This is a genomic window from candidate division WOR-3 bacterium (assembly GCA_039803925.1).
Lineage (GTDB): Bacteria > Hydrothermota > Hydrothermia > Hydrothermales > JAJRUZ01 > JBCNVI01.
Map to the genome: position 1 here is coordinate 82,147 of JBDRZL010000001.1, position 17,723 is coordinate 99,869.

The 17,723-nt window shown below is 29.9% G+C and carries 12 protein-coding genes; 4 read left to right on the forward strand and 8 right to left on the reverse strand.

Annotated elements, in window-relative coordinates; genetic code table 11:
* Both ABIN17_00420 and ABIN17_00425 read right to left on the reverse strand, forming a co-directional pair.
* Positions 1–417: an archease gene (locus ABIN17_00420; GenBank protein ID MEO0283524.1), complete on the reverse strand. Its 417-nt coding sequence runs from the start codon at positions 415–417 to the stop codon at positions 1–3.
* A complete protein-coding gene (locus tag ABIN17_00425; GenBank protein ID MEO0283525.1) occupies positions 393–4,064 on the reverse strand; it encodes a GGDEF domain-containing protein in 3,672 nt (1,223 codons plus the stop codon). Before ABIN17_00425 ends, ABIN17_00420 begins: the two co-directional genes overlap by 25 nt.
* 84 nt (positions 4,065–4,148) lie before the next feature.
* Between ABIN17_00425 and rocD the strand changes: the two genes are divergently transcribed.
* Positions 4,149–5,399 carry an ornithine--oxo-acid transaminase gene (gene rocD, locus ABIN17_00430; protein MEO0283526.1) on the forward strand — a complete coding sequence of 417 codons (1,251 nt, stop codon included), beginning with the start codon at positions 4,149–4,151 and terminating at the stop codon, positions 5,397–5,399.
* Positions 5,400–5,402: 3 nt separating this feature from the next.
* On the opposite strand, the gene ABIN17_00435 is transcribed toward rocD, so the two are convergent.
* Positions 5,403–6,410, reverse strand: a complete 1,008-nt coding sequence (locus tag ABIN17_00435) for a metal-dependent hydrolase (GenBank protein ID MEO0283527.1) — start codon at positions 6,408–6,410, stop codon at positions 5,403–5,405.
* A 14-nt stretch (positions 6,411–6,424) separates the two neighbouring features.
* On the opposite strand from ABIN17_00435, the gene tgt reads away from it, so the two are divergent.
* The 3 genes from tgt to ABIN17_00450 are packed head-to-tail and all read left to right on the forward strand — an operon-like array spanning position 6,425 to position 12,953.
* Positions 6,425–7,546 (forward strand): tRNA guanosine(34) transglycosylase Tgt, encoded by a 1,122-nt coding sequence (gene tgt / locus ABIN17_00440; protein MEO0283528.1) that lies wholly within the window; start codon positions 6,425–6,427, stop codon positions 7,544–7,546.
* 50 nt (positions 7,547–7,596) lie between these two features.
* Positions 7,597–12,279, forward strand: a complete 4,683-nt coding sequence (locus ABIN17_00445; protein ID MEO0283529.1) for a T9SS type A sorting domain-containing protein — start codon at positions 7,597–7,599, stop codon at positions 12,277–12,279.
* 53 nt (positions 12,280–12,332) lie between these two features.
* Positions 12,333–12,953, forward strand: coding sequence for a hypothetical protein (locus ABIN17_00450; GenBank protein ID MEO0283530.1), 621 nt, complete (start codon positions 12,333–12,335; stop codon positions 12,951–12,953).
* Positions 12,954–13,007: 54 nt separating this feature from the next.
* On the opposite strand, the gene ABIN17_00455 is transcribed toward ABIN17_00450, so the two are convergent.
* Genes ABIN17_00455 through ABIN17_00475 form a run of 5 tightly spaced genes read right to left on the reverse strand, consistent with a single transcriptional unit; the run spans position 13,008 to position 17,656 of the window.
* On the reverse strand, positions 13,008–14,048 hold the full coding sequence (locus ABIN17_00455) for a putative glycoside hydrolase (GenBank protein ID MEO0283531.1): 1,041 nt from the start codon (positions 14,046–14,048) through the stop codon (positions 13,008–13,010).
* Positions 14,049–14,708 (reverse strand): hypothetical protein, encoded by a 660-nt coding sequence (locus tag ABIN17_00460; GenBank protein ID MEO0283532.1) that lies wholly within the window; start codon positions 14,706–14,708, stop codon positions 14,049–14,051.
* 11 nt (positions 14,709–14,719) lie between these two features.
* On the reverse strand, positions 14,720–15,427 hold the full coding sequence (locus ABIN17_00465; protein ID MEO0283533.1) for a glycosyltransferase family 2 protein: 708 nt from the start codon (positions 15,425–15,427) through the stop codon (positions 14,720–14,722).
* Entirely contained in the window at positions 15,414–16,361 is a 948-nt protein-coding gene (locus tag ABIN17_00470) for a UDP-glucuronic acid decarboxylase family protein (GenBank protein MEO0283534.1), read from the reverse strand. The genes ABIN17_00465 and ABIN17_00470 overlap by 14 nt, the downstream gene beginning before the upstream one ends.
* Positions 16,349–17,656 carry a UDP-glucose/GDP-mannose dehydrogenase family protein gene (locus ABIN17_00475; protein ID MEO0283535.1) on the reverse strand — a complete coding sequence of 436 codons (1,308 nt, stop codon included), beginning with the start codon at positions 17,654–17,656 and terminating at the stop codon, positions 16,349–16,351. Before ABIN17_00475 ends, ABIN17_00470 begins: the two co-directional genes overlap by 13 nt.
* Between the last annotated feature and the right edge of the window lie 67 nt (positions 17,657–17,723).

Below are 17,723 nucleotides of genomic sequence, written 5' to 3' on the forward strand. Positions count from 1 at the left end.
TTAAATATCAAGAATAAATCTTGTCTCGTAAAAATTCTCCTTTTTCTCAAGATAATAATCATGATATGTAACTGCCTTTACATCCTTCTTTAATTTGTGTTTTTTATTATCAAATTTTTCACCCTTTAATTCAAGTAATATAATATTTCCTTTAATATTTACTTTTACATCCCTCCAAATAAAACCTTCTGTATCAAAAAAATATAAAAGCTCTCTTAAAACATCAATTACAATAAAATCTTCTTCTTCAATTTTTACTTCAAAATTTTTTGTTTCTTTAATTTCGATAGTTTCTTTATCAACCATAACATTTGAAAGTATAAGGGAAATTTTTTTAATTAAAGACTCAATATCTTTTGCTCTTACTATAAAACCTATATCAGCAGTATGTTCTATTTCTCTAATTTCTTCTTCCATTCCTGTAATAAAAGTTTGGCTGAACTTTTAACTGATACATTTGGATCATTTGTTAATTTCTCAATAACCTCTATCCATTCAGGTAAGGGTTCAAAATTTTTTAATGCTCTTATTATAAGTATTTTTATTTCTGGTGGTTTTGATTTTTTAGGCGAAAGTGGGCTTTCTGGTTTTAAAGCCTCAATAAAAGCATTTCCAATTTCAAAATTTTCTTTAAAATTTGAAAGGGAATTTATAACTTCTCTAACAATAGCTGGTTCTGGTTCAGGTTGCAGTTTACCTTTTTTTTCTATAAATTTAATAAGTATTTTTACAAGGGGTTCTAAATTGTATTTTCCTATTAGCTTTATAAGTTCTCTCTTAAGAGTTTCATTTACCTTTTCAAATAGATTTTCTATTATTTTAATTCCTTCATCCCTATATCCAATTATAATTAGTTCTATAGCTTTTAGTTTTATTAAATCTGATTTATGCTCAAGAAATCTTTTTAAAATGTTTAATTCAATTTTAATATTTTCCTCAATAGCTGTATCAAAAAATATTTCAAGTGTTTTAATAGGCATTTCTTTTTTTAATTCCTGGTATAAGAATTCTTCGGAACTTTTGATTTTCTCTTTAAACATTTCTTTCAAAAGATCAGATAAAAGAGTTTCTTTTTCAACTTTTTCAAGTAAATAGGGTATTGAAATTCCTTCCATAATTCTGAAAAGAACTCTAATTCTAATTAATTCATCCTTTAACCCTCTTTTTTTCAAGTTAACATATTTATCAGTTAATTTATTCAAAAGCCTTTCTTCTACTTCTGGAAAATTAGTCTTTGTAACAATTTCAGCAAAATCCTGAATTTCTTCAAATTCTCCTTTTTCAATTTTTTCTTCTATTTTATTTATAAATATTTTTAAATAACTTTTTATAATTTCTTCTTCTTTTTCTTTTTTTATGTATTTTGTTATTTCTCTTAAAATGTAATCACTATCATATTCTAAATATTTTTCAATAATTTCAAGTGTTTTTCTTTTTAATAAAGCACTTTGGTCAGAAAGGTTTTCTATTATTTTTTTTAAAATCTGTCTTTTTTCATCAATACTTAAACTTTCAAAAACCTCTTTTAAAATTTTTTGTACCTCATCTTTTAATAAGTCTTCTTTCTCGTAGTTTAATATTTTTATTTTTTCTTCACTTAACAGTTTCTCCTTTTCAGGAATATATTTTATAATTTTTTTTATTTTTATAGCTTCTTCAACTTTACCCATTTTTTCTGCATCTATAAGTTCATTTTCAAGTGTTTCCCTTACCTTCAGTGCTTCTTTTGCTTCAAGCTTTGAAAATTCTTTTAAAATTTTTTCATCTTCAGGTATTTCATAAAATAAATTTTTTAAATCTTCGCTTTTAAGTTCTCTTATTAAATCTTTCAGTTTATAAATCCACTCCTTTCCATCAGGAACATTTTTCATTAAATTCAGAACTTCCTTTATTTTTTTATCTATATCCTGGGGTATTTTTTTAATTGCTTCAAGCTCTTCTCCTAAGGCTATGTAAACTTTTTGATTTATAAATATATTTTTAAGTTCTTCAATTTCTTCAAGATTTTCTATACCTCCTTTGCTTTTTACTTCAGATGACCTTTTTGATAATATTTGAAGTAAAGTTTTTAGTTCTTTTTCATCAACTTCATAAACAAAGGATATAGATTGAATTTCATATTCATTTAAAAGTTCAACTATTTTCTGTGCTGCAAGTAGCCTCTGGTTCGGGAATAGAACCCCGTCAACAATTAAATTCCCCTCATGGTTTGAAATTGTAAAAGATTTTCTTATTTTTAGAAGATTATTTAAATTATTTTTAAGTTTTAAAATGTTATCAAAAACAATTTTTGAATTTTCAGGATAAATTCTATAGGATTCAAGTGCACCAAAAAGAGAGATTATATTTTCCGTTATGAAAGGGAAGTCACTTGAAGTAGGAGGAGGTGCTGTTGGTATTTCTTTTATTTTTAAAGTTTTTCTTCTTTCAAGGAGTTTTTTAATATCTTCTCTTTCTTCAAGCCGTTTAGCAAGCTGAGATAATTTAAGTGAAGCTTCCATTGCTTCTTTTGTTTCTCCTGCAAGTTTTGAGTGGAATGCTAAGGTTCCAATTAAAACTTCTTCGGGAATATCCTTTATTTTCTCAAATATTTCAATAACCCTTTTATGCATCTTTCTTTTTGAATCATCTGATAGTTTTTCATATATAAACAATCTGAAATTTTCATTTAAAAAGGAATAGGAATCCCTGCCAGAGGGTTCAAGAATATGAAGATTTACTGCTTTGTCTGCAAGATCTATGAATCTTCCTGGATTTATTCCTATATACTTGGAAGCCACATTTATTTTAAAAGATTTTCCAAGAGCCGAAAGAGATGCTATAAAATTTCTTAATTCTCTATCAAGAGATTTTATTTTTTCATAATAAATTTCAGTTATGCTTTCAGGTTTTTTTTGTGGTAATTCATTCAAAATAAATTTGGAACCCTTTACACTAATAATGTTATTAAAAATTGAATACCTTATACATTCTTCAATTAAATAGGGTACTCCTTTAGATATTTTAGATATCCATTCAACAAAATCCTCTCGTAATTCTAATTCAGGAATTATTTTTTTTATATATTCTATTAACACTTCCTTTGTTAGGGGTTGCAATTCTATTTCTATATTTCCCCATTCCACAGAATCTGTTCCAGCTGAAAGAATTGAGGGAAAATCCTTTGATATTACTTTAAAAAGTTCCTTTGAGTACTTATCAATATAGTCAATATCGTCAAGGATAATAAAATCAATCTCGCCTTTTTCAATTTTTTCTTTTATTATAAATGGAATATCTTCAAATCTTTTACCATAGTATTCACAAAGGGAAGAGAAGGGAACATCTTTAAGATCGAATTTAAATGTTATATTTATAAATTTTTTACCTTCTTTTAGAAGTTCATTAATAAAAAAAGAAATTAATCTTGTTTTTCCTATTCCATGAATACCTTTTAAATGTATAGGTTTTTCTTTTTTCTTAATGAAATTCCTGAACATTTCAACTTCTTTCTCTCTATCAACAATTTCTTCAGGAGTTCCTTTTTCTTTAAGAAACTTTTCCTTTTTTATTTCTTCTTCTACTTCCGAATAAAATCTGTATTGGAATTTTCCCCTCTTTTTACAGTAATAAAGGGCTGAATCAGATTTTTCAAATAATTCCTGAATGGAAAATCCGTCTTCGGGAAAATTTGATATTCCCATACTTGCCCCTAAATTAATTTTTCCTAAGCCATAATCTATTCCATAGGGGTAATTTCTAATTGTTTCCAAAAGTTTCTTGCTTTTTTCTTCTATAGTACTTCTATCTTTTATTTTTGTTATGATAATAAATTCATCACCTGCATATCGTAAAACTTCATTATTTTCTCCCTCAAATACCGCGTATAAAATTTTTGATATACCTTTTAGAACCTCGTCTCCTTTTAAATGTCCAAATTTATCATTAATTTCTTTAAAATTGTCAAGGTCAAATATGATAAAAGTTCCTTCTTTCCAATTTTTTAAAATTTCTTCCCCCTTTTCGAGGAGATATCTCCTGTTTTTTAATTCTGTTAGTTCATCTATATATATTTCAAAATTCATTTTTTTTACCTTATAATTAATTTTAAAGTTTTTCCTTAATAAATTCAAAGGTTCAATCCCTTAAATCAAAAAATTTTTTTTAAAATGATTCAAAAACTTTTAAATACTGAAATAGAGCTATTTTTAAATTCACTTACTAAGGAAGAGCTTGAAAATATTAAAGAAAATCATCTTGCCCCTAATTATAAACCTTTTCCTGTATGGATAAAAAGAGGCTCTGGTTCAAGAGTTTATGATATAGATGGAAAGGAGTATCTTGATTTTATAGGTTGTTATTCAGCACTCTCACATGGGCATCTCAATAGAAGAATAATTGAAAGAGCTAAAAAACAGATGGAAAGACTCACTTTAACAGGCAGGCATGTTATATATCCTGAGCTTGTTCTATTTGCTAAGGTTCTTGCTGAATATTCAGGTATGGAGATGGTTTTGCCTATGAATACTGGTGCTGAAGCAGTTGAAACTGCTCTTAAGACAGCTCGTAGATGGGGTTATAGAATTAAGAAAGTTCCCAAAGATAAGGCTGAGATAATAGTAATGGAGAGAAACTTTCATGGAAGAACAATAACAGTAATAAGTTTTTCAACAAATGAAGAGTATAGAGATGGTTTTGGACCTTTTACCCCTGGATTTAAAATTGTCAAATTTGGTGATTTAAAAGAATTAAAAAAGAAAATTACAAAAAATACAGTTGCAGTTTTATTTGAACCCATTCAGGCAGAAGGCGGAGTTTATGTGCCCTATGATGGTTTTTTGAAAGATGTTCGGAAATTGTGCGATGAGGAAAATATACTTATGATTCTTGATGAAATTCAAACAGGTATGGGTAGAACTGGTAAGCCTTTTGCCTATATGTGGGAAGGTGTAAAACCTGATTTGATAACAGTTGGAAAAGCAATAGGGGGTGGAATTATGCCTGTTTCAGCAGTTGCTGGAAAAAGAGAAATTCTATCTCTTATGGATCCTGGTTCTCATGGAAGCACTTTTGGGGGAAATCCTCTTGCCTGTGTGATTGGAATTGAATCAATTCTTGAAATGGAAAGGGAAAAACTCCCGGATCAGGCAAGAGAAAAAGGAGAATATTTAATGAAAAAATTAAAGGAAATTGATTCCAAAAAAATAAAAGAAATAAGGGGAAAGGGTCTTCTTATAGGTGTAGAAATAAATAAGGAATATGGAACAGGTAAAAAATTCGCTGAAATACTTTTAAAACATGGAATAATAACAAAGGAAACTCATCTAATGACAGTCAGAATAACACCTCCCCTTACTATAACCTATGAGGAAATTGATGAAGGTATTGAAAGATTAAAAAAGGGTTTGGAAGAACTTTAAAAATTAAAAGTTTTTAAAGGGGTTTTCGTCCTCCTCTTCTTCATTAAAGATTATACCCTTTCTCTGAGCATAAAGTTTTGATAACAATAAAAGAGAAAAAGGAATTAAAACTCCTGAAATTAAAAAGAAAATGTAAGGGTTTACACTATAACTTTCTGAAGGTGTAAATCTTATAATGTTAAAAATAATAAGAGAAACAGAAAACCAGATTGTTATGAAATTTATCATGGGATTGATTGATTCTGCCAAACCAAAACCGGGTATTCTTTTTTTTGTTAAAGGCCAGAAAAAATTAACTCCCATATAACCCAATTGATCGAGAAATCCATGAGACATAAATCCTATAAAAAAAATCAAGGAGTTTTGAATGTAAAAAGGGCTTTTAATAAGATATAAAAAGAAACCGAGTAAAAAAGAAAAAAGAGTAGCTGGTAAAAACCCGTGAGTCCATTCCCTGTGCCAGGGTATAAATACTATTTTTATTTTATCCTCTTCTGGTATAAAAGCAATTGAGGGTCCAGAAAAGATATCAACGGTTATTTCTCTATATTTATATTCAAATGGAATTTCAAATTCTTTTGATTTTTCTCTTCTTTCTTCCTGCTCTAAGGGCACAGGGATCTGTGATGTATTTACCTTTGGACCATAATAGGCTGTTATTCTTTTATTTTCCTCATCAAGAATTATTCCGTATCTTCTCCATAAATCAGGGCCTATTAAAAGGGTATGAAGTTTTATTCTTACTTCCCTTTTTTCTTCCCATGCTTTTTTTAATGCCTTTTCAAAAATGTTTATAATTTCTTCTGGATCCTTTCCTTCAGGATCTGGCTCAAATTCAAAATCCCATTTTTCTAAAAATCTATATATTTTAAAATCTAAAAAATCAGGTAAATATCCACCTATCCCTCCCCAGACAAGGTCAAGAGTACCTCTATCTGCTGCTGATTTAAGAAGATCAGGGAAAAAGGTGGATAGGGCAAGTCCGAATGTAAAATGGGTTATTCCTTTCATAAAATTTAATTATAATGTTTAAAATAATAAAGAAATCAAAAGAAAACAAAGCAAGAGTTTCGGTTTTAAAAACTATTCATGGTGAAGTTAATTTGCCAAATTTTATGCCAGTTGCTTCGCAGGGAACAGTTAAAACTCTTTCTCCAAGGGATTTAAAGGAAATAGGGGTTGAAATAATAGTTTCAAATACATATCATCTTCACTTAAGACCTGGTGAAGATTTGATTGAAAAATTTGGAGGTCTTCATAAGTTTATGGGTTTTCATGGTTCAATTTTAACTGATTCTGGCGGTTTTCAGGTTTTTTCTTTATCGGATTTAAGAAGGATTAATGAAGAAGGAGTTGAGTTTAAATCTCATATTGATGGTAAAAGGGTTTTCTTTACTCCTTACAAAGTAATTGATATTGAGTTAAAACTTGGTTCAGATATTATAATGGTTCTTGATGAATGTCCTTCTTATCCTGCTGAAAAATCCTATGCTGAGAAATCATTGAATCTCACGCTTAAATGGGCTGAAAAAAGTTTAGAATATTTTAAAAACAAGACAAAGGATTTATTAAATAGACCTTATATATTTGGAATTTCTCAAGGTTCCACATACATTGATTTGAGAAAAAGGGGGATTGAGAAACTTCTTGAATTTGATTTTGATGGTTATGCTATTGGAGGTCTTGCAGTTGGGGAGCCACAAGAAATTAGGGAAGAAGTAATAAAAGAAATAATTGATATGTTTCCTGAAGAAAAGCCAAGATACATTATGGGGGTTGGCTATCCCGAAGATATTTTTTTCTGCGTTGAAAATGGTATAGATCTTTTTGATTGTGTTCTTCCAACAAGAAATGCAAGAACAGGTCTTGTATTCACTTCTGAAGGGAAAATAAGAATTAAAAATTCAATTTATTCAGATGATGATAGACCTTTGGATCCAGAGTGTGATTGTTTTGTTTGCAGAAATTTTTCAAGAGCCTATATAAGACATCTTTTTAATGCTGAAGAGTATCTCGGACTTTACCTTGCTTCCTATCATTCTGTCTATTTTTACATAAATTTGATGAGAAAAATAAGAGAAAGCATAAAGGAGGATAGATTTTATGAATTTAAAAAAAAATTTTTTGAAAATTATAACTCAGATTGAATTATTTTGTTTAAGTATTTTATAATTTTTTTTTAAAAAGGAGGTTTTATATGTACAAAAAAATAAAAAGTGTCTTAATTGTAGTAAGCTTATTTCTTTTGAATTCTCCTGTCCAGGCAAAAGAAATAGCTGAACCTGAATTGTTCATTCTAAAACCAAATATACAGGATTTTAAATTACCTGCTCCAGTTTTTGATACAAACAGAATATGGAGCGGAAATACAGCCAATCTAACAAGAGAGGTTGCCATAGGGAGGTATTTTAAAGGTCAATCTGATGATACTTTGAGAATTATCACTGTTCAGTCTGGCGGAACAAGGTATCTTGTGATTGCAACTGATACCTCAAAAACAGGTTTTGGAAAAGGTAAATTCAGAATTGAAACACCTTACCAGTTCCCTTCAGGTGGTAGTGCATATTCAGTTGCAGTGGGAAATATAGATGGTGATGAATATACTGATATAATTGTAGGACTCGCTGCTTCTCCTTATACTGTTTACTGGTTTGAATGGGATGCACTTGCTTCCTCATGGGTTCTTGTTAATTCTTTTAATGCTTCTGCTGCTGTATATGATATAGTTATAGGGGATGCTGATAATGATGGTATTGCAAATGAAATTGTTTTAGCTGTAAGTTCAACTACTACCCCTCATGTATTAAGAGTTATATGGACAGGAAGCTCATGGGATATAACCACCATTCCCTTATCAGGAGCACCTTCAAGAGGAGTAGCAATTGGTGATGTAAGACCTGATCTTTTTGGTAATGAAATATATGTAGTAGGTTCTTCTTATATATGGATGATATATTGGAATGGTTCATCTTGGCAGGTTTCAACTATAACTGGAACTGCTGCTGCTTCATGGGATGTTGTAGTAGGAGATATAGATTTATCTCTTCCAGGGAATGAGTTTGCTGTAGTTCATAGTTCAACAACATACCAGGTTTCTGTTTGGAACTGGACTGGTTCTTCATGGAGAGGAAGGGCTTGGGCTTGGACAAGCACATGGGGAACTTCAGATAATGATATTGCTTTTGGTGATGTTATAACTGACAACTATGGAAATGAACTTATAATTACTCCAGGAAGCGCTACAACAGGAGTTCCTGTAGTTTTCTGGATTGGTCCAGGTGGATCAGGCTGGGTAAGGGCTCTACCAAAGACAAGAGGAGGCTATGCTGATTATGGTGTTGCAGTCGGTGATGTTAATAGACATAGATCTTATAATCAGGAATTTGTTCTAAGTGGAGGTGGTTCTCTTGTGGAGGGTGAGCAGATAGTTTACTCTGATGATATAGGAACATACTGGATAAGAATGAAAAACTATACTGCCATAGTAAATCAGCCTGATACAATTATTGTTGGAATTTTTAATGCAGGTTATTCTTCTCAATCAAACTTTTATATTAATTATAATTTCAAGACAAACCCCTTAACAGGCAGTTATTTATATACAGGAACACTTCCTCCTTTCGGGACTGATATTGTTAAAATTCCTGTAACAATCAATTTTCTTGGAATGGATACACTCTATGTAAAAACAGACTTGACAGGAGACCAGAATACGGTTAATGATAGAACATCTTTACATTTAGAGGTATATAATGATTCTACAAGATCTGCCTCTGGATTTAATTCAACACTTTTTCCACCTTCAAACTCAACAGTTCCACCAACTTCATGGCAACGATTAATTGTTACAGGATCTTATAACTGGGAAAGGATCACATCACCTACATATCCTTCTGCTCCGGTTTTTGAAGGATATGCAGTGGCTGGATACAGGTCTTACTATGCTTCTTCAGGTTCAAAAGCAAGGCTTATTACACATCCTTTTAATGTTGGAAGCACACCGAAAAAAATAAAATTGAGATTTTATATGTATCATGACCCTGGATATCCTACAAATCCAGATTCAATAATTATTGAGTATTCTTATGATGCTGTCACATTTCAGAGAGTAGCTGGATTTGCAAGATATTCACCTACTGCTTCATGGGTTAGGCATGATGTTGAAATTGGAGATTTTCAAGCAAATAAAACATTATATGTTTCATTTCTTGCAAGGAGTGGATATGGTAACAATATGTTTATTGATTCTGTAAGAATATTCGCAACAACCCCAACTGCCCCTGTTAATGATGCTGGAATTACTTATGTTTTTCCTCCTCCAAAGCCCTTTATTTATGGAAGCAGTATGAGTGTTAAGGCTATTCTTAAAAATTTTGGTCTTGCAACATTAACTAACACTCTTTTATTTTATACAACAGGAGGGACAGATACAGTCTGGGAAGACTGGACAGGTTCTCTTGAATTAAATGAAATAGATACATTTACATTTTCTGTTCCTTTTGTTCCACAGGATACAGGCATTATTACTCTTTATGTTGGAACAAAACTTCAAGGTGATCAAAATTCTTCAAATGATGTATCAAGTATCACTTTTAGAGTATGTCCTTTATATCATATTCCTCCTTATACTAAGAATTTTGATGAGAACTGGCTAAATTCAAGTGAACCTCCTTTCTGTGGATGGGTAATTGTTGATGGGGGGAGTGAATCACCTCAGGTTCTTAACAACAATGACTGGCACAGATATGTCTCTACAAATCCTCAAAGGACTGTAGCAAGAATATACTTTTCTCCTGTTGAATGGAGTGATGACTGGCTCATATCTCCGAGATTCAATTGTTCACAGTATGGAACATATACCCTTTCTTTTTGGCATTATTATAATGATTTTACAACTTCAAGACTTGATTCAGGAAGAGTTTTGTTATCCACTGATGGAGGAAATACCTGGATAAAAATTGCAATGTATTCTAATCAGGATGACTCTGGAACCAAATATTTTGATATTACTCCATATGTAAATGGAATGGACAATGTAAAAATAGCCTTTCATTATGTTGCTTATAATGAATGGTGGTGGTATATTGACAATTTTTCGATAAATTTTGTTCCTGATAATGAGGGACCAACAATTTCTCTAATTAAGGTTCCGCAAAATGCTTATCATGGTCCATTTACTGTAAAAGCAATAATAAGGGATATTTCGGGTATTGCTAATGATTCCCTTTATTATATCGTGGATGACATTGTTTATCAAATAGGGCACATTTCAATTTCTGGAGACACCTTTACATTTCAGATACCGGATCAATCACCCGGGAAACTTGTTGATTTTTATTTAAAAGCAAAAGATTACGCAAACAATACAGCAATAACTCAAACTTATTCTTTCTATGTTCTTTATCCGCTTCCCTCATCAAATTTAATTGCTTATGGAATTCAAGGACAGAATGATGTAAAACTCAAATGGAATGCTCCTTATGAAGAAATTTATTACTATGGCATACCTACTTATGCTTGGGGATTTGCAGATGGAAGTATGATTGCTACAAGATTTACGCCCCAATATCATCCTTGCAAAATAGAGGCAATTGCTATGATGTTTTATTTATTTACTGATACTGCTGAACTAATTGTTTGGCAAGATGATGGTTATGGTAACCCGGGTAATGTTATTTACTCAGACACAGTTATTATTACAAATTTGTATCCCAATTTTGAAATTTTTAATCTATCTTCACAGAATATTGTTATAAATTCAGGAGATTTTCATGTGGGAATAAGATGGTTAGGTGTTAATACTCCTTTTATTGTTTCAGATGACACATCAAGAACAACAAGGAATAAGTATAATGCTGGTTCAGGATGGTTTATTTTCCCATATGATTTTGTCATTTCCTCCTTTGTTTCATATTCACCGCAAATTTTGTCTTCAGTTAAAAGAATAAAAGAGAAAAATATCAAAGTTGAAGAAGAACTATTTTCTGATAATGAAAAAAATATAATTTTAACTTCACAGCTGAGGAAATATTTAATTGAAGGAAGAGAAACTTTCAAAAAACCTAATTTATATTACCAGCTTCTTGGGATAGGTAATTTTGAAATTTTGAGGAGTTTGACACCTGGAGGTCCTTATACATCAATTGGTACTACAACACAGACTTTCTTTACAGATTTAGATGTGAATACAAACACAACTTACTACTACGTAGTAAAAACAAATTATGTAAATCCCGATACTTTTTCAGAATATTCCAATGAAGCTAAGATAAATGTAGATTTTGAAGGACCTTTATATCAGAATACAAGTTTTGATATAATGAATAACACTCTTTATGTTTCTTCAGATATAACTGACTGGACAGGCCTTCTTTACGATTCCCTTGGATATAGATTTGATGGTTCTTCCTTTAATTTCATAACCCATGACAGTGTTAAAAATACAAAATATTATTATTCAATACCTGTTTCTCAAGGGGTTAATCTTATTGAATTTTATCTCTTTTCCCGTGACTCTTCCTGGTGGAAAAATCCTGGTAGAGATCCTGACACAGGCTATTATCAATTCACAGGAGTTTTAGAAAAGGTAAGGGAAATACCCAAAAAGTTCTTCTTTAATGTTCTCAGTTCTATTTCAAAGGATAATTATGTTAAATTTGTTTACGGAATACCTTCAAAAACAGAGGTTGAAATAAGTGTATATAATATTACAGGAAGAAAGATAAAGACACTCTTAAAAGAGGAAAAAGAACCTGGTGTTTACTATGTTCTCTGGAATGCAGTTGATGAAAGAGGTAAAAAAATAGGACAGGGTACTTACTTTGTTAAAATTAAAACAAAGGAAAAGGAAAAAATAAGGAAATTTATTTTTGTTAAGTAAAAATATAGTTCTTTTTAAAAGGGTTCGAATCCCTTTTTAAACCTTATAAAAAAATGTTAAAAATATTTTTGGTTTTTTTTATTTCTCAGATACCATACCCAGCTTTACCAAAGGTTAAAACTGAAACTTCTGAATGGATTCCATATAGTTTTAAAGGTTCTGAATTTTTTAAATACGAAGTAAGGGGAGTAGAAGATAAAGAAACAAAAACAGGATATGAAATTATACAAATTTCAAAATCTGGAGAAAAATATAAAATTAAAATTGAAGGTAAATATGGAGAAAGTGAGGGTTCATTTACCACTACTGTTGAAAATAAAGATGATATAGCTGGAGCAATAATATCTCAATCTATTTTTAACCCTTATCTTGCACCTCTTGCAGTGGCTCTATTTTCTCCAGCTTGGGCTTATTATTTTGGAGTAATTGGAATCAGTACTGAAGAAGGTTCTTACTGGAAACAAAAGGATGAATCTGGTAATTTAACTGAAGTAGAAGTGAAAGGTTCTGAAACTTATGCTGGTAAAAAAGGGAAGAAGATGATTGTTAAAGAAAATGGAAAAGAAGTATGGGTTATAGTATGGGCGGAAGATGTAGCTTTACCCCTTTATATAAGGATGGGTAAAAAAGATGAAGGTTTTTATGAATTAAAACTTGTTGAATATAAGGATTAAAAAAGAACTTTTTTAAAAAAATATAAAATTTTTTAAATGCTGTTAGGAAAAATTTTAATATAAAGTTATCACTTTTTTTTCTTTTTTAATTAAAATTTTATTTTTCTTTTTTATTTCTTCTTTAAATTCTTTTATTGCCTTTATTGCTTCTTCATAACTTCCCCTTGCATTCCAAAAATAAAATTCTCTGACACCTGAAAGATAGGCTCCTTCTAATTGAGCCTTTATATAATCTTTTCCGAAAGAAGGAGCTCTTAAGTCAAATGCCTGGACATAAACAGAAATTTTTGTATTTATTATACCCTTTGCCCTTAATGGTGCAAGAGCATATATTAGAAATTCTCTACCATAGAAATTTTCATTATTTCTTTCAATGAATAAAAAGTTTTTCCCAAAATGGGAAGGGTATAACATAAAAGCAAATTTATCAAGATGTTTACCCATTAACTCTAAATCCTGACCTTCCCTTTTTACCTTTCCCCAGAAGCAAACGAATCCATAGGTGCATGCTGTTAATGTAACATCCTTTAAACTATCTTTAACTTCTTTTAAAAAATCTTCTATTATCTTTTCCTTACTTATTTTTCCCATACCTTCATAAAAAATTAAATCTAAATCACCATCAGAGGGAAATCTAACATAATCAAGGTGTATTTCCTTAAATCCGCACTCTTTTAATTCTTTTAAAATGCTTATTAGATAATTTCTTACTTCTTTTTTATAAGGATTTAACCAATATGCACCATGTTTATCTTTCCATGGCTTTCCTGTATTTTTATCCAGTATAAACCAATCTGGCTTTTCCTGTGCTAAACTATATTCAACAAAACATACAAATCTTGCAATTGGTTTTAAATTATTTTCTTCTATTTTTCTAACATATTCTTTTAAGTCTTTTAAAAGTGGTCTAACAATGTGAAAATCTTTAACAATTTTATTTTTAGTATCATAAAAAATGTATCCTGATTCTTTAACATCTACAACTATCCCATTTATTATGTTCTCTTTTGCATATTCAAATGTTTTTTCAAGAATTTGTTTCTTTGAAGCTAAATAGGCATTTAAATAGAGAGCAAAAAAAAGAGAATCAACCAATTATTTTATTTTTAATACTTTTTTGTTTTCTTTCCCTTTTAAGAAAATTATTCTTGCTTTTTCATTTCTTCTTCCTAAAATATCATAGAAAATTTTATCTTTTTTTTCGTAACTTTTAGTGAAATATATTTTTGTTTTTTCATTTATTTCAAGTCCTATACCGTTATCGTAAAAAATAAATCCAAGTGAATCAGTAGAACCTGTTTGAAGATAAATTCTTAAAGTAAGTTTAATCCAAAATGCACCAGATGGAGCAACCTCTTCAGCTATTAACTCCTGCCAGAAAGGAGAATCTGTTGAATAAGATGAAAAAAAGTAATCATTTAGTGAACTTGAATCCTGAGCACACCAGGTACAGTAAATTCTCCCTCTTACATCAGGGTCATTGTCAAATACAAAAAATTTTATTTTGTAGTTTAATCCTTGATAATCAACAGGAACAAATTGCTCTAAAGCATCAGTATAATTTGTTGTTTTACTTTTTCTTTCAACTTTTATAGAATAAATTCCCTCATTAACAATATTCCTTTCCTTATAAACAGGTAAAGCAACAGGATGATTTACACTCCAATCCTCAGGTGTTGTTGTATCTATCCAGTTCTCAAAACTTGGATTTTTTATAGTTAGGTTTATTTGTGCTATTAAAATAAAAATCCACATAATTTAACCTCCTATTTAAAAAATCTGTACTTAAATATATAAAAAATAGCTTTTATTCCATCCTTCCAGTTTATTTTTTTACCTTCTTCATAAGTTCTACCAAAATATTTTATTCCTACTTCATAAATTCTCCATTTTTTAGGTTTTGATACTTTTACTGTAAATTCTACTTCAAACCCAAAATCCTTGCTTTTTAAATTAATTTCATCAAGAACTTCACGCCTGAACATTTTTGTGCAAACTTCGATGTCTGAAAAGTTCATATCACATAATAAGTTAATTAAAAAACAGATTATTTTATTTCCAAGATAATGGTGAAAATACAAAACCCTGTGAGGTTCCCCATAAAACCTTGAACCATATACAATATCTGCTTTATTTTCTAATATAAGAGGTAACATTTTATTCCACTCTTCGGGGTCATATTCAAAGTCTGCATCATGAATAACAATTATATCACCTTTTGCTTCTTTAAATCCCCTTCTTAAAGCAGCTCCTTTTCCCATATTTTTTTCTTGAAAAAAAATTTTTATTTCCTGATCATTTATTTTTTTAAGTATTTCTCTTGTTCCATCTGTTGAACCATCATCGACCACAATAATTTCCTTTTCTAAATTTCCATAAAGTTTTACTTCTTTAATTTTTTTAAGAACACCCTCAATATAATTTTTTTCATTATAACAAGGGACAACAATTGAAAGTTTTTTAAATTCCTTCATTTAAATGTTCTTTAAAATATTCAATAGTTTTAAGTAAACCTTCTTTAAAACTAACTTTAGGTTCCCATTCTAAAAGTTTTTTTGCCTTTTCAATATCTGGACATCTTCTTTTAGGGTCATCCTTTGGTAAAGGCAAAAATTTTTTCTTTAAATTTTTATTTAATAATTTCTCAATTATCTCAGAAAGTTCAATAATTTTTATTTCATGAGGATTACCGAGATTTATAACCTCTCCTTTTAAATTTTCTTTAATCCCTACTTTTATTAAACCTTCCACCATATCATCTATGTAACAAAAACTTCTTGTTTGACTTCCATCACCATAAATAGTAAGGGGCTTATTTCTAAGTGCTTGCATGATAAAATTAGGAATTACTCTTCCATCTTCTTTTTTCATTCTTGGACCGAAGGTATTAAATATTCTTACTATCCTCACATCCACATTGAATTTTCTAAAATAAACCATACATAAAGCTTCTCCAAACCTTTTAGATTCATCATACATACTCCTTTCACCAACAGGGTTTACATTGCCATTATAATCTTCTCTTTGAGGATGAATTAGAGGGTCTCCGTAAACTTCAGAGGTGGAAGCAAAGACAAAGACTGAATTATCTATTTTTGCTTTGTCAAGGAGATTCTTTGTTCCTATTGAATTTACAAGCATTGTTTCAAGTTGAAATTCATAGTAGTGTTTCGGTGAAGCTGGAGAAGCAATGTGATAAATTATATCAAACCTTTCTTTAATCTTTAACTCATTACATACATCTAATTCTAAAAATTTAAAATTTTTATATTTTTTTAAAATTTCTACATTTTTTTTACTACCTGTAATAAAATTATCAATTCCTGTTACTTCATCACCCTTAACTAAAAATTTTTCGCATAGATGAGATCCTATAAAACCTGCACACCCTGTAATCAATATCCGCATCCCTTTCTCCCTATCGGGATATAGATATAGTTAAGTTTACATATTTCTTCCATATCCAAACAGTTTCTCCCATCAACAATAATTGGTGTTTCCATCAATTTTTTAATTTTTTTATAATCAAGATTTTTAAAAATTTCCCATTCTGTTAATATTAAAATCGCGTTTGCATTTTTTGCAGCGTCGTAAGAATCTTTTGAATAATAAATCCTCTCATTATTTTTGAATTCCCTTTTAAAATTTTCCATAGCATAAGGATCATAAACTCTTAAGTAGGCTCCTTCTTCTAAAAGTTTTTTTACTATCTTTATACTTGGAGCTTCTCTAATATCATCTGTCCCAGGCTTATAAGCAAGTCCATAAATTGCAAAAGTTTTATCCTTTATTATCCATAAAACTTTTTTAATTTTTTCTATAAATTTTTCTATTCTTTTTTCATTTATTCTATCAACACACTTTAAAAGTTCAAAATCTAAGCCCAGTTCTTCACCTATTTTATAGAAAGCCTTTACATCCTTAGGAAAACATGAACCACCATAACCTATTCCAGCATTTAAAAATTTTCTTCCTATTCTCTTATCCAGTCCCATAGCCTCAGATACTTTCAAAATATCAGCACCAGTTTTTTCACACAAATCTGCTATCATGTTTATAAAGGATATTTTTGTTGCAAGAAAAGCATTGGAAGCATGTTTTATAATTTCGGCTGTCTCAATATCTGTAAAGATAACTGGAGCATTAAAATTTTCATATATTTTTTCAAAAATTTTTTTAGCTTTTTCTGATTCAACTCCAACAACAATTCTGTCAGGCTCTAAAAAGTCCTTGATTGCTGATCCTTCTCTTAAAAATTCAGGATTTGAAGCAACTTCATAGGAAACATTTTTCTTAACATAAAGGGACATAATTTTTTTAATCCATTCTGCAGTTTTTACTGGGACCGTACTCTTTTCAACAATAAGAGTAAATCTTTCTAAATTTTTTGCAATTTCCCTTGAAGCATCTTCTACCTGAGATAAATCTGCTTTTCCATCTGGAAGAGGAGGAGTTCCAACACATAAAAATATAACCTCACAGTTTTCCAGAATAACATTTATCTTATCAGTGAATTCAAGTCTATTAAAGTTTTTATTAAGCAACTCTTTTAAACCTGGTTCAAAGAAGGGTAAATTTTTATTTTTTAAAGCATTTACTTTATTACTATCCTTATCCATTCCAAATACTCTAAAGCCTTTTTCAGCAAAACAAACTGCTGTAACAAGACCAACATGTCCAAGACCTATGACACCCAGGTTCATTTAATTTTCTCCCTTTAAAATTTAATTTTAAAAATGAAGTTTAAGATAATATTATATTTTCTTGCAA

What these genes read in the sequence shown, in the direction of transcription:
- rocD (MEO0283526.1), top strand. Translation starts at nt 4,149, where the DNA reads ATGATTCAAAAACTTTTAAATACTGAAATAGAGCTATTTTTAAATTCA.
- ABIN17_00445 (MEO0283529.1), top strand. Translation starts at nt 7,597, where the DNA reads ATGTACAAAAAAATAAAAAGTGTCTTAATTGTAGTAAGCTTATTTCTT.
- ABIN17_00470 (MEO0283534.1), bottom strand. Translation starts at nt 16,361, where the DNA reads ATGCGGATATTGATTACAGGGTGTGCAGGTTTTATAGGATCTCATCTA.
- ABIN17_00425 (MEO0283525.1), bottom strand. Translation starts at nt 4,064, where the DNA reads ATGAATTTTGAAATATATATAGATGAACTAACAGAATTAAAAAACAGG.
- tgt (MEO0283528.1), top strand. Translation starts at nt 6,425, where the DNA reads ATGTTTAAAATAATAAAGAAATCAAAAGAAAACAAAGCAAGAGTTTCG.
- ABIN17_00420 (MEO0283524.1), bottom strand. Translation starts at nt 417, where the DNA reads ATGGAAGAAGAAATTAGAGAAATAGAACATACTGCTGATATAGGTTTT.
- ABIN17_00450 (MEO0283530.1), top strand. Translation starts at nt 12,333, where the DNA reads ATGTTAAAAATATTTTTGGTTTTTTTTATTTCTCAGATACCATACCCA.
- ABIN17_00475 (MEO0283535.1), bottom strand. Translation starts at nt 17,656, where the DNA reads ATGAACCTGGGTGTCATAGGTCTTGGACATGTTGGTCTTGTTACAGCA.
- ABIN17_00465 (MEO0283533.1), bottom strand. Translation starts at nt 15,427, where the DNA reads ATGAAGGAATTTAAAAAACTTTCAATTGTTGTCCCTTGTTATAATGAA.
- ABIN17_00460 (MEO0283532.1), bottom strand. Translation starts at nt 14,708, where the DNA reads ATGTGGATTTTTATTTTAATAGCACAAATAAACCTAACTATAAAAAAT.
- ABIN17_00435 (MEO0283527.1), bottom strand. Translation starts at nt 6,410, where the DNA reads ATGAAAGGAATAACCCATTTTACATTCGGACTTGCCCTATCCACCTTT.